This window comes from Neobacillus fumarioli NBRC 102428 (assembly GCF_001591485.1).
Taxonomy (GTDB): Bacteria; Bacillota; Bacilli; order Bacillales; family Cytobacillaceae; genus Neobacillus; species Neobacillus fumarioli.
Map to the genome: position 1 here is coordinate 1 of NZ_BCUZ01000027.1, position 13,355 is coordinate 13,355.

At 39.5% G+C, this 13,355-nt stretch carries 14 protein-coding genes; 2 read left to right on the forward strand and 12 right to left on the reverse strand.

From position 1 onward, the window contains the following. The 4 genes from BFU02S_RS06650 to deoD all read right to left on the reverse strand — a co-directional run. Positions 1–830, reverse strand: an 830-nt coding sequence (locus tag BFU02S_RS06650; RefSeq protein WP_066368250.1) for a hypothetical protein, incomplete at its 3' end; no start/stop codon positions are given. A gap of 112 nt (positions 831–942) precedes the next feature. Then, positions 943–2,418, reverse strand: coding sequence for a lmo1851 family serine protease (locus tag BFU02S_RS06655; RefSeq protein WP_305801516.1), 1,476 nt, complete (start codon positions 2,416–2,418; stop codon positions 943–945). A 157-nt stretch (positions 2,419–2,575) separates the two neighbouring features. Then, positions 2,576–4,972, reverse strand: a complete 2,397-nt coding sequence (locus BFU02S_RS06660) for a heavy metal translocating P-type ATPase (RefSeq protein WP_066368253.1) — start codon at positions 4,970–4,972, stop codon at positions 2,576–2,578. 158 nt (positions 4,973–5,130) lie between these two features. Continuing rightward, positions 5,131–5,835: a purine-nucleoside phosphorylase gene (gene deoD / locus BFU02S_RS06665; protein WP_066368254.1), complete on the reverse strand. Its 705-nt coding sequence runs from the start codon at positions 5,833–5,835 to the stop codon at positions 5,131–5,133. Between the two features lie 165 nt (positions 5,836–6,000). Between deoD and yoyE the strand changes: the two genes are divergently transcribed. Beyond that, entirely contained in the window at positions 6,001–6,126 is a 126-nt protein-coding gene (gene yoyE, locus BFU02S_RS17485; protein ID WP_268872891.1) for a protein YoyE, read from the forward strand. Between the two features lie 88 nt (positions 6,127–6,214). On the opposite strand, the gene BFU02S_RS16315 is transcribed toward yoyE, so the two are convergent. Continuing rightward, positions 6,215–6,391: a YozD family protein gene (locus BFU02S_RS16315; RefSeq protein ID WP_084361014.1), complete on the reverse strand. Its 177-nt coding sequence runs from the start codon at positions 6,389–6,391 to the stop codon at positions 6,215–6,217. Between the two features lie 169 nt (positions 6,392–6,560). Here BFU02S_RS16315 and BFU02S_RS16660 point away from each other — a divergent pair, with 169 nt between their 5' ends. Beyond that, a complete protein-coding gene (locus BFU02S_RS16660; protein ID WP_157075869.1) occupies positions 6,561–6,728 on the forward strand; it encodes a hypothetical protein in 168 nt (55 codons plus the stop codon). Here the strand turns inward: BFU02S_RS16660 and yodN are convergent, their stop codons facing one another. The 7 genes from yodN to BFU02S_RS06700 all read right to left on the reverse strand — a co-directional run bounded on the left by yodN (position 6,729) and on the right by BFU02S_RS06700 (position 13,326). Continuing rightward, complete coding sequence (yodN, locus tag BFU02S_RS06670) at positions 6,729–7,424, reverse strand: germination protein YodN (RefSeq protein ID WP_066368256.1); 696 nt, start codon at positions 7,422–7,424, stop codon at positions 6,729–6,731. Positions 7,425–7,565: 141 nt separating this feature from the next. Next, positions 7,566–7,781: a YozE family protein gene (locus tag BFU02S_RS06675; protein WP_066368259.1), complete on the reverse strand. Its 216-nt coding sequence runs from the start codon at positions 7,779–7,781 to the stop codon at positions 7,566–7,568. 94 nt (positions 7,782–7,875) lie between these two features. Beyond that, positions 7,876–8,154, reverse strand: coding sequence for a YokU family protein (locus BFU02S_RS06680; protein ID WP_066368262.1), 279 nt, complete (start codon positions 8,152–8,154; stop codon positions 7,876–7,878). Positions 8,155–8,164: 10 nt separating this feature from the next. Next, positions 8,165–9,601 (reverse strand): lysine 2,3-aminomutase, encoded by a 1,437-nt coding sequence (kamA, locus tag BFU02S_RS06685; RefSeq protein ID WP_066368265.1) that lies wholly within the window; start codon positions 9,599–9,601, stop codon positions 8,165–8,167. A gap of 143 nt (positions 9,602–9,744) precedes the next feature. Further along, entirely contained in the window at positions 9,745–11,136 is a 1,392-nt protein-coding gene (locus tag BFU02S_RS06690) for a sigma-54 interaction domain-containing protein (RefSeq protein ID WP_066368268.1), read from the reverse strand. A gap of 58 nt (positions 11,137–11,194) precedes the next feature. Next, on the reverse strand, positions 11,195–12,049 hold the full coding sequence (gene ablB / locus BFU02S_RS06695; RefSeq protein WP_066368270.1) for a putative beta-lysine N-acetyltransferase: 855 nt from the start codon (positions 12,047–12,049) through the stop codon (positions 11,195–11,197). Further along, on the reverse strand, positions 12,046–13,326 hold the full coding sequence (locus tag BFU02S_RS06700; protein ID WP_439950994.1) for a peptidase: 1,281 nt from the start codon (positions 13,324–13,326) through the stop codon (positions 12,046–12,048). The genes ablB and BFU02S_RS06700 overlap by 4 nt, the downstream gene beginning before the upstream one ends. Positions 13,327–13,355: the final 29 nt, after the last annotated feature.

The following is a 13,355-nucleotide window of genomic DNA, read 5'->3' on the forward strand; positions in this document are numbered from 1 at the left end:
CAGCCCCTTAGAAAATTATTTTCAGCCAAAAAGCTGATTGAATCGACTTTCCATCGATCTTCAGGAGAAAAACGGACTAACTGAATGACCCCTTTATATTTGATGGAGCCTTTATTTTTTATCTTCCAATCCATTTCAATTGGAACTGCTATGCTAAGTTCTCCGAATATGTCTTCAGGAAACAGTTGTTCCATCTTTCCTATTCCAATGTTTTCAACTTTTTTAAAAACTGGTTTCCAGTTTACTTTTTGTAAAGAAATTTCAGCGATGATCCTAGTGTCCTGTTGTTTGATACCTGCTATATAGGCATTAATAACCTCATATGGATTAGCCTTAGCGAGATAGTCATCTAATTTTCCCGCCGCTTTCAAAATCATTAACATATGGGAAAGATCCATATTATTTGTTCTGTGGGTGGTACTTCCATAAAAATGAATACAGAAATGGCCAGGAAAATCATTGTTTAAAGCCCCGGCACCATGCGGCATCCCATGCATCGAAGCGGCAATCCATTGCTTCTTATAAATGACGATGCTGGCCCGCCGTTTCCAGCTCCATTTTCCTCCATAAATTTTTTTCATGATTGTTGTATCTTTTACAGTTAACGGCTGTACATCAGCATGGTTACTTCCAGCACGCCTTTGCACATTAAATTTTTTTCCGGTTTCCACATCTAAAACTGTAAATGTTGAGTATCTTGGCAGGATTTTGTCTACTTCCTGCCAGTTTAGCATATCAATTTGATAACTGATCCCACCAGCCGCTTGAACCTCTGTTAAGTTTAGGAGGATGTGAATAAACACAAGGATTAAAAATATATATTTCTTCATCAAATCCCCCCTTTAATATCATCATCCCATATTTAAAGAGTTACCTGAAGAAGAATGGATCATTCATTTCTAATAGAAAAAACCCAACTCCAAACGGAATTGGGTGAACTGGTTATTTCATTTTCTGTTTTAAAACATCGATCGCCTTTTGTAACTGAGTATCATTTGCTTGAATTTTCTCTCTTAATAAATCCATTAGCTTTAGTGTTGAATCGCCCTTTAACACCCCGTCTACCGGGAGATTTTGCGCCTTTTGGAAAGCCATTACGGCAGCATTTGTTTTATCATCGAAGAATCCGTCTTCCCGTCCCGGATCATAGCCGAGTGCTTTTAGCATTTTTTGCGCTGTCTGAACATCTGTTGAAGCAGTAGAAAGAGACAGTGCCTTATCCGGATTAATGATTGGAAGCTGCGCATAATCAGGAAGTGCAACCGTGTAATCAGGAATTAGTCCTTTTTTATGAATCCAATTTCCATTCGGCGTCAGCCATTTAGCAATGGTGTATTTTAAATTCGAACCATCACTAAAATCAACTGCCGTCTGGACAGTTCCTTTGCCAAAAGATTTCTCTCCGACGAGCGGTACTCCAGCTGATTCTCTAACCGCAGCAGAGAGTATTTCAGACGCACTTGCGCTTCCTCCATCGATTAGAACTACTAAAGGAAGAGTAGGTGTCCCTGAATTTTTTGAATAAATGGATTGAATTTTGCCATTCCTATCTTCTTCTTTCACAATGACTTTCCCTTTTGGAACGAACATGCTGGAAATATCAACAGCTTGGTCCAAGAGTCCGCCAGGGTTTTGCCTTAAATCAAGAACGAGCCCTTTCATGCCCTGTTTTTGCAAATTCGTTAAGGTTTTAGATAACTCATTTGCTGTATTGCTGGAGAAACTGGTGATCTGCACCTTTGCAATGCCATTACCAATCATTTCTCCATAAACAGTTTGGACCGGAATTTCATCCCTGACAATGGATACGGACATTGGGTTCGATATGCCTGGGCGTTGAATGGAAAGATCTACTTTAGTTCCTTTTTTCCCTCTAATTAAAGCAACTGCTTGATCAGACTTCATTCCCTGCAGGCTTTTTCCATTGACCGAAAGAATAATGTCATTTGGCTTGAGTCCCGCTTTTTCTGCCGGTGAACCTTTAATTGGCGAGACAATCACAATATGGTTGTCCTTTTCTTGAATTTCGGCACCTATTCCCTCGAAAGAAGAAGATATACTATTTTTGAAATTATTCGCCTCATCTTTACTCATATAGCTCGAAAAAGGATCACCTAATGCCTCTACCATTCCATTTATGGCTCCGTTTATTAATTTTTGCTGATTTACTTTTGTGTAATAACCATTTTTCAATGTATCAAATGCAGCATAAAGTTTATTAAATTCCGGTCGGTCTCCTCCAACAGTCACTACTTTTTCTTTTCCAAAAGAAAGGGCAATCGTCGTAATTCCTGCAGAAATAAACACGATAAAAAACAGCAGCATGATAAAGTGAAATTTCTTTAAACGAACATAGCCTGATTTGTTTCCTGGCAGCTCTTGTTCGGTATTCACTTGGTCCAATTTTTCATCTTCCAAAGCTTTCACCACTTTCATTTACCAAAATCATTGTTGCACTTTTTAAGCTATCTCTAGATTAAAAATGAAGCCCTTAGTGTTTAGAATAACATCTTTTTTATGAAATTAACAAAGAAAAGTTTATAAAAAAAATGCACTTGCCAAATTGACAAGTGACTTAAATCTTGATTTTCTTTAGGCGGAGAGAGTTTGTCACGACTGAAACAGAACTGAATGCCATCGCTGCGCCGGCAACCCATGGTGCTAATAATCCTAAAGCGGCAATTGGGATTCCTGCAGAGTTATAAATAAGTGCCCAAAAAAGATTTTGGTGAATGTTTTGCATTGTTTTCTTACTTAGGGCAATGGCTTTGGGAATTAACGTTAATTCCCCGCCAAGGAGAGTTAAATCAGCTGCTTCAATTGCAATATCCGTACCTGTGCCGATTGCGATCCCAATGTCGGCAAGTGCAAGTGCAGGAGCATCATTAATGCCGTCACCCACCATGGCCACTTTTTTTCCTTTTAGCTGCAATGATTTTATATGATTTGCTTTTTCTTCGGGCAAAACCTCAGCAATTACATTGGTAATTCCGACTTGTCTTGCGATTGCTTTAGCAGTGTGTTTATTATCACCTGTCAGCATATAAACTTCAATTCCAAGCTGTGTCAATTGCCGTACAGCCGATATGGCCGTTTCTTTTATAATGTCTGCTACGGCAACTAAACCGGCAATCTCTGAATTAATTGCAATAAACATGGCTGTTTTTCCTTCATTTTCATACTTGAGCAAATCTTGTTCAACATCTTGAAAAGGTATTTTTTTCAAATTCATAAGTTTTCGGGTTCCAATAGAAACGACTTCATCGCCAATCTTTGCTTCTATTCCATAGCCAGGATAGGCTGTAAATCTTTTTACCGGCAATGTACTTGAATGTTTTTCTTTGCCGTATTTGATAATTGCTTCTGCTAATGGATGTTCCGAAGATTTTTCCGCTGATACTAAATATTGAAGAACCTTCTTCTCCTCTTGGTAAGCGATAAAGTCTGTAACAACCGGCTGTCCTTTTGTAATCGTCCCTGTTTTATCAAGGACAAGGCAATCGATTTTGTAGGCAGTTTCCAAATGTTCACCTCCCTTAAAGAGGATTCCCATTTCTGCACCTTTTCCCGTACCGACCATAATAGATGTCGGGGTGGCAAGTCCAAGAGAACATGGACAGGCAATGACAAGGACCGCAATCGCCGTTTCCAATGCTAAAGGAAAATCTCCGGGGCTCACTAGAAAATACCATGTTATAAACGTGACAAAGGAGATCCAAACAACGACTGGCACGAAATAGCCGGATATCGTATCAGCGATCCGTTGAATGGGCGCTTTATTTCCTTGTGCCTCTTCGACGATTTTGATAATACTGGCGAGAGCTGTATCTTTTCCTACTTTTGTAGCTTTCATTATCAATGTTCCGTTTTTATTAATCGTGGAACCAATGACAATATCTCCATTTGATTTTTCGACTGGAATTGATTCCCCTGTTATCATAGATTCATCAACAGATGCCTGTCCCTGAATGATGATGCCGTCTACAGGGATTTTTTCTCCCGGTTTTACTATGATGTGGTCCCCTGCCTTCACCTCTTCTATTGGAATTTTCACTTCTTTCCCGTCTTTGATCAGAACAGCTTCTTTTGCCTGGAGATTTAACAACCTGGTAATGGCAGCTGTTGTTCTTCCTTTAGCCATAGATTCCAATAATTTCCCCAATAGGATTAAGGTAATGAGAACAGCACTAGTCTCAAAATACAAATGAGGTGAATAATCAGGATCTTTGAGTGTTTTTACACCTTCATAGAGGGAATAAAAATAGGCTGCAGAGGTTCCTAATGCAACAAGAACATCCATATTAGCACTTTTGTTCCTTAATGCTTTTAAAGCCCCGCCATAAAAGTGGCCGCCGACATAAAATTGAACGGGTGTAGCCAACAGGAATTGTAACCAAGGATTCATAAGGAGATTCGGCATTGGCAGGCCCAAATCAAAAGGAATATGGGCAAGCATCGTATATAAAAGGGGAATAGAAAAGACAACAGCAATAAAAAATTTGCGTTTCTTTTCCTTTATTTCTTCTTCCTTGTATTGCTCTTTTGTTTTTCTCTGATCTTTGTTCTTGGCATCAAACCCAAGCTTTTGGATTCGTGCAATCAGTTCTGCGCTATTTGTGATCGTTGGAATAAACTTGATCACCGCTGTTTCTGTTGCTAAATTGACCTCTGCCTGCTTAACTCCGTTTATTTTATTTAACACTTTTTCAATCCTTACTGAACATGCGGCACAGGTCATACCAAATACGTCTAATTCTACCTTCTCAAACACGACTCCATATCCCAGATTCTCAATTTTCCCAATAATCTCCCGGCAGGAAACCTGGTCTTTCTCATAGGAAATGGATGCCGTCTCTATTGCCAAATTCACATTGGCATGCACACCATTCATTTTATTCAGCACTTTTTCAATTCTTGTTGAACATGCCGCACATGTCATCCCGGTGATCCCCAATTTGAGCTGCTCTTTCATCTTGTTCACCTCGATCCACAAACCAAATGCATATACCTATTTTATTGATTTTCGAAGAACCATGTCATTTGTTTTAATAATTCTCCATTCGGATTCTGATTTCCTTTTTGCCCACAAAAGAAAGCCTCTTCCCTATTGAGAAGAGGTTACTTTTTTAATTATTCCTTAATGGCTGCTTCCAATGCTACTTCGATCATTTCATTAAAGGTTAGCTGGCGTTCTTCAGCTGATGTTTCTTCTCCAGTTAAAATGTGGTCGCTTACAGTTAAAACAGACAATGCCCTTCTGCCAAATTTAGCAGCTAATGTATAGAGGGCAGTTGTTTCCATTTCAACCGCCAAGATTTGATACCGCGCCCACTTTTCCAATTCAGCATTGTCATTATAAAATGAATCTGCTGTAAATACGCTTCCGACTTTTAAACTCAATCCCTTTTCAACGCCAGCTTCATAAGCCCTTTTTAGCAAATCAAAATTCGCACATGGAGCAAAGTCAACATGGCCAAAGGTTAAACGGTTAATATTTGAATCAGTAGAACTCGTCATGGCAAGAATCACATCTCGGACTTGTACATCTTTTTGAATGGCACCGCATGTCCCGACCCGAATTAATGTTTGTACATTATAACTCTGTATTAGTTCGTTTACATAAATAGAAATAGAAGGAACACCCATTCCAGTGCCTTGTACAGAAATTCTTTTCCCTTTATATGTACCGGTATATCCAAACATATTGCGAACTTCATTATAGCATTTCGCATCCTCTAAGAACGTCTCAGCAATATATTTTGCCCGAAGCGGATCTCCCGGCAGCAATACCGTTTCGGCAATTTCATTTTCTTTTGCAGCAATATGTACGCTCATACTTATCCTCCTAACAATATCAGGTAATCAATGACAATATACCATAAACGTTCTTCAATTCAAAAATAGATAACATGATTTTTTTTAAAAGTGAGAAGCTATTTTTAGACTCAAAAATTTGAGTTCAAAAAGCCATACAATCATTTATTACAGGGGGACTATCACATGGGTAAAAAACATCGCAGCCGTATCGTTTCACCGAAGAAAAATAATCATATCCCAGCAGAAGCAATCGTAGCCGAACATGAAGCACATGCAAAAGAGAACCAGGCCTCCGAAAGAAAGCGATAAGCACCCTTACAGTAAATAAACCTAAGGTTCATCCTTAGGTTTTTAGTCGTATATAGAAACTTTCCATTATATTTACGAAAGGAATTTTTTATGATTCATCCTCTATTTCTTCATCAATAATACTTTTTTCGATCAAATAATCGAAAGTAATATCTGCAAGTTCCTCTAACTCTTCTTCGCTGGGAACGTATCCCCTTTTGACCAGCTCATGGAAGAAAAATTCTGCAATTTCTTCTGTATCGATAAATACTTCGATTTCTCTCAAGTAATCGCCCCCTTTTCTACTGAATGTATGAAGTATATGGCTTTTTCATGCTATCCGATTTAAACAGTTGATTCAAAAATTGTCCTAACAGCATTTTTGGCAAAGTTGGACATTTTTAAAATAGGACAAGCATAGATTGGATGTAAAGAATATTCCATGAGGTGATAAGATGTCAAAAGTCCAATTAAAACTTGAAGCGTTGTTAGAAGATGTGAATCAGGAAAATGGGATCACCATCAAAATGATGGAAAAGATAACAGATAAAATGTTCTTACTGATTAAATGGGCTGGTATTCCATTTGTCATCTATTTATTGATACAAGTAATGAGATGGTAGCTATACTGGGCTTTTCCCATCATTACTTACCAAACTTTTTAATTTTCGGAGCACTACCCGCATCACTTGATAATATTCCTGATCATGAAATAATTCATATAAAATACGGTAATCATTAAATAAATCCAACAGATGATCAATGAGTTCTTTTTTTTCTTGCCTTCTGGATATTTCTCCTATATCTATTTTGTTGTCTTTATTTCGTAACCCATCTTTTTTGGCTGTTTTTTCCTTATCATTCACTAAGTATAGTAAACCAAGCTTTTGAATAAAGGTATCAGCACTCTCGGCATCTGCGACGAGTGTCAAATCCTCCTCGCCTACTTCGAGCCATTCCCCATCGTTAACCCGTGATAATTCATATATCACATCTTCCCAGGCATCCTCTTTATAACGCCATATTTCAGTTCGAAATCCTACCACCTTAAATAAATCAGAACCATACCCTTTTACTTGTACTAAATCACCAATAAAGAATTTATATTCAATGTCAATCTGTTCCTGTTCCATTACTGCACCATCATATTCCGCCAAAGGTTCCAAACTGGATTCGAGAAACAGACCATGACTGTTATTCACTTCATAAACGTAACTTCCGTCCAGCCATTTTACATCAGTAATTTTGCCAACTGTCCCATACATCGATATCACGACCGTGTCTCCGATTTTAAACTTCGGTTTTTTTTGCTTCGCCATTTCCTCCCATCCTCTCAAATGACAAAGTGAAATTTTGATTACAATAGTATATGCGGTCCTGGAAGCAAAGGCGCATGGTCTTTGGAAAATGAAAAAATCGCCTCCAAATGGGGCGACAAAATGATTCGCATGATCGCGTGTTTAGGAATTCTGATATAGCTGCCAGGCTTCATCAAAGATCGTCATCGATTCCAAGTAATATCCGTTTAATTCAAGATAATTGCTGATTTCATGATAATCATTCGACTGCTTCGGAAAACTGTGATCCAAATAAGCATGATTGGCAAATTTGCTGATGGACTCTTTCGGGGACGGGTGGCGATACTTCATTAAAAAATGATAGAACGATTTGTTCATACAAAAACGCCTTTCTTGCATAGGGTATTTTTATGATTAACTATAATAGAAGGGTCCAGTCGAAGTCCAGTAGTTCGTGTTGACCGAATTTGGTTTACGAAAAATCAAAGTAATTCCTTTTTAAAAGTCTAGGTAATTCCATCAATTTCTGATAAATTATGGATTTACCGATCTTTTGCGTATCAACTAATAACAATTGATCTTCAATTTGTTTTGTCACTTCATCTGTCTGATATACCATTGTACAGGTCGAACAAATCACAGCAGGTGTTTCAGTTATTTGAATCGCTCTGGAACCGTCGGGCAATTCCCAATAGACCGTGTTCTCACCCTTATTTGCCTTGCTGCCACACCAATCACATAATAACTCCATATCGACTCCCCTACTCGTTCCCAGTTTGGCTTACGGCTTGATCGTTTGATCCGCTTTTTATTTTATTTTGCTCTTGCTGAGCTTGGTATTTCTTCTCCTTCAACTCATCCCGTTTATTGCGCTTTTCCTTTAATGATGAGTGTTGCGGGTCTTGGGAATACTCTTTACGGCGGTTAATTCGTGAAAGACCTTCCGGAACAAGATTAAATTCCTGATCATTCATAATGCCAGCAATCCCGGTTACTGATTTCTTCTCATCCATTTCAGGGTAGATTTCTTTAAAATAATCTTCGGCCCTGCCAGGAACATAATTTTCCGGTTCGGGATAGGAGGTGATGACCCCCTCAAAATTACGCAATATGACTTTTTCCGGGCTTTGAGAAATTAGATAGTTAGGTTGAAGAGCAATCTTCCCGCCGCCGCCCGGAGCATCTACAACAAATGTCGGTACAGCATATCCCGAAGTGTGTCCCCGCAGCCCTTCGATAATTTCCAGTCCTTTTGACACCGGTGCTCGGAAATGACCAATTCCTTCAGATAAATCACATTGGTAAATATAATAAGGCCGGACCCGAATTTTGACGAGATCATGCATCAGTCTTTTCATAATCGGGACACTATCGTTAATTCCCGCTAAAATGACGGACTGATTCCCAACTGGAACACCGGCATCAGCCAGCATTTCACATGCTCTTTTAGAGTCTTCCGTTATTTCAATCGAAGTATTAAAATGTGTATTCAACCAAATTGGGTGATATTTTTTTAAAATATTGCAAAGATTTTCTGTAATTCTTTGTGGGAACACAACGGGTGCCCTAGTACCAATCCGAATGATTTCCACGTGATCAATTTCCCGTAAATTTTTTAGAATATATTCCAAAATATGATCATTAATCAAGAGGCCATCTCCCCCGGAGATCAACACATCACGAACTTGCGGCGTCTGCCGGATGTAGGAAATGGCTGCATCAAGCTGCTTCTTGGGAACCCCCATGCCAATTTGTCCCGAGAACCTTCGTCTTGTGCAATAGCGGCAATACATCGAACATTGGTTTGTAACGAGAAATAACACTCTATCTGGATAGCGGTGGGTTAATCCCGGTACAGGTGAATCTTCATCTTCATGCAGTGGATCTTCAAGGTCATATTTGGTTTTATGAATTTCTTTTGATATCGGAACAGACTGCATACGAATCGGGCATCTTGGATCGTCTGGATTCATCAATGAAGCATAATAGGGTGTGATGTTTAAGGGGATGGTTTTGGTTGAAATTCTCACCCCTTCTTCTTCATCAGGCGTCAGATTAATCACCTTTTTTAAATCTTCTAACGTACGGATCGTATTCGTAAGCTGCCAAAGCCAATCATTCCATTGTTCCTCCGTTACCTCTTTCCAAAGCTCAATATCTTTCCAGTGCCGTTGCGGTTTATATAAAAATGGTTTCATTGCACATCCCTCCAATTCTTGCCAATATATTATGCAAGAATTGTGCCAAAACTGCATTAATTCCTTTCACTTTGTCAATTTGTAACCACTGCTATTTCAAAAAGCCTTAATTAAATAAAAAGTGCCAAAAATTCGGCACATAGTTAAGTTAGTTTTTTCAGTTTATATTGTAAAGTCTGTCTTGGAATCTCAAGCAGACGGGCCGCCTGATTAATATTTCCCCCCGCTTGCTTCATCGCTTCTGTCACTAATTTTTTCTCTAGTTCTTCAACATTTCTTCTTAATGATAAACCTTCATTTCCCCTATTGTCCTGATTCCAATTACCTGACTGCTGTTTTAATATGACCGGCAAATCATGCCAGCTTAACTTGCCACTATCACAAACATGTACCATATATTCAAGTGTATGTTTTAATTCCCGAACGTTCCCCGGCCATTTGTAGTCTAGAAAAAATAATTCCAGTGTTTGATTGATTCCCTGAATCTGTTTTCCTAATTTTCTGTTGAATTCTTTAATAAAAAGGTCAGTTAACATGATAATATCCTCTTTCCTGTCCCTTAACGGCAGAAGAGGGAAGGTAAAAACATTCAATCGATAATAAAGATCGTAACGGAGCTTTTGTTCCTGAAGAGCTTCACTTGGATGAACATTCATCGCTGCGATAACCCTGACATTTACCGACGTATTTTCTGTACCGCCTACTCTCCTAACGATTCCATCCTCAATCACGCGGAGAAGTTTTGCCTGTAATTCAATTGGCATTGTATGCAATTCATCCAAAAAAAGGGTGCCGCCATCGGCGAGTTCAAATAACCCTTTTCGTTCCACTGCTCCTGTATAGCTCCCTTTTGCTGTCCCAAATAAAATACTTTCGAGCAGAGATTCCGGTATCGCAGCACAATTTTGCGCGATAAACGGTCCATTACTGCGAAGAGACTCATGATGAATTCCCTGGACAAATAACTCTTTTCCTGTACCTGACTCCCCATAGACAAGAATGGGAGAATCTGATTTTGCCATTCTTTTTGCTTCTTCCTTCATCCTGATAAAATCAGCATTCACTGTTTTTAAATCGCTTAACGTATAATTCACTTGTTTAAGCGTATTTTTGCTTTTGTTTTGTTTCAATCCTTTTTGCAATTCCAGAAGCCTTTCTGCTAGAAGTTTCATTCGTGAGTAGTCTTTGGCAATCTCAACAGCCCCAATAATCTCATTGTTAAGAAAGATTGGCAATGTCGTATTGATCGTGTCAATTCTTACTCCATGCAAATTTAGGTAAACTTGTGTTTGGTTATAAATGGGTTTACCCGTTTGGATGACTTTTAACAATGTGCTGGACTCCGCTGTCAAAGAAGGAAAGGCCTCGAGGATGTGTTTTCCAAGTACTTCCTCTACTTTCATTCCATCATGTCTTGCCGCTACTTCATTATAGAAAATGGTCTTTCCTTCCATATTGACGACATGGATCCCTTCATCAATACTTTTAAGGATAGCGGTCAAAACTTCCTTAGTTAAGGCAGTTAACAAACTCATTTCAATTTACTTGCCCCCCTTGAAGGGTGCCGAAAACTTGCCATGAAATGCCGGAAAATCAGCAGCTTGCCAGATTCTTTACCCATATATTCATATTTTCAAGCTTATCGTAAATATAACAATTGTTCATCAATCGCCCTCGGTAATGAAACCCGAGCTGGAATAAAACAGCATTCATCCCGAATGAAAGGGACCTCGCAATAGAATACGTACAGAAAATTCCCCTGTGTTTTAATTCTCTTTCAAGTTCAAGGAGGATTAGCTTCATTAATCCATATTTTCGATGTTCTTTTCGTGTGGCGCAATCCGTTAACTCTGCATTTTTATAGAAATCATTTATTTCGGCACTCGCTGCACTGACGATTTTTCCTTTATAAAAAAAACCATAATAGACGGTTCCTTCTTCCATCGTCTTTTTAACATATTCCACATCAAAAAGAGGGGTTGGATAAATTTGAAATACATCGCGGTATAATGCGGCAAGCTCACCGGCATCACGTTCATCCACTTTTTTTAAGATATAGTCTTGCGGCGGCTTTGTGATTAGTGATGAAGGATCGGATTGAAAAATGCTGTGGATGATTCCGTCTTCGGCAATCCAATGGTCATTGCACCTACGGTCATTAGAATAATATTTAGTAAAAAAATAGGCGTCAGATCCAAGAAAATAACGGTCCACAATGGCCTCAAGGACAAGACCGTGTTCAAAAAACTGGAACAAATCTTCCTTACGTCCCTTGATAATTAATTTTTCCGCTTGATTCCGGCAGCAAAGTTCTTCCGTTTTCCCTATAATGAGATTGATATTGCCGCGGTAATCGTCAATACGGATTCTTTTGTTAAACGGATCGAGGTAAGCCTCAAGATAGAACTCACTTTCTTTGATCTGAACGGAATGAGCGGGCTGGTTCATTCACTTGTCTCCTCATCTACCCCGCACCACTTGATGAGTGAAAGCGCAATAATTTCACTGGCCACAAACATATTTTCAAGAATAATATATTCATTCGCATCGTGGGCTACTTCGGTCGTTCCCGGTCCAAACACAACCACTGGTATGTGCCCAATGGTGGAAAGTATACCGCCATCGGTTCCCCACGGGCTTGCTTCGATTGTTGGCTGTTGTCCAGTAATTTCAATGAAACTTTCTGTCAGGGTATGGATTAACGGATGATCTGTTTCAAGGCTGCCAGGGAGCCACCTGCCCCCAAACCACTCAATCTTTAATGGATGATCCTTGAGCCATTCATCCTGCACATTTAACTCAGCTAAACAATTTTCCATTTCCTGCTTGGCCTCTTGAATCGTTTCTTCCGGTGCTACTCCCATTCTGCCTTCAATAATAGCCACATCAGGCACTGAAGATGGCCATTGGCCACTTGAAATCTTGCCAACATTAATGGGGATAGGAATCGGGATATTTTCATATAAGGGATCTGTGATCTTGGCATTTCTAACTTTCTCTAACTGTTGTAATCTTTCTAGGACAAACTGTGATTTTTCAATGGCACTTACCCCTTCGTATCTTGTGCCTCCATGTGCAGCTTTTCCATTTACAGTTATTCTGAACCACATAGACCCTTGCTGCTTAGGAAATATTTTCATATTTGTTGGTTCCGGGATAATGGCCCCATCTGCATGATACCCCCGCAAAACAGCGGCAAGTGTACCAGCCCCCCCACTTTCTTCTTCTATTACACTTTGAAAAATAAGATCACCTTTTAGTTTTATTCCTGAAGCTATAATCGATTCGATCGCCATTAACATGGCTGCCGTTCCGCCCTTCATGTCTGTGGAGCCTCTGCCATAAAGCCTGCCGCACTCAATATGGCCGCTGAAAGGATCACGATCCCAGTTCCGTTCATCACCTACCGGCACAACATCAATATGGCCGTTTAGAATGATTGATTTTCCTCCGCCGGTACCTTTCAAAACGGCGACAACATTCGGGTTGCCTTCAAAGTTTTCCCGATCACAGCAGTAAGCAGGATGCTGTTTGATGTCTTCTCCGCCAATTTCCCAAATATCCAATGTCAGGCCAAGCTGGCGGCATTTCTCAATGATCACAGCCTGGGCACTGCTTTCATTTCCCCTTGTACTGTTTTCCTGAACTAATATTTGTAAAAACCTTGCCCCTTTTGCCCGATTCTCCTTTAGCCAGTTTTTAATCCGCATTTCAATAGATTTCACTTGCCCCACTCCTTAAGGAATATGGATCA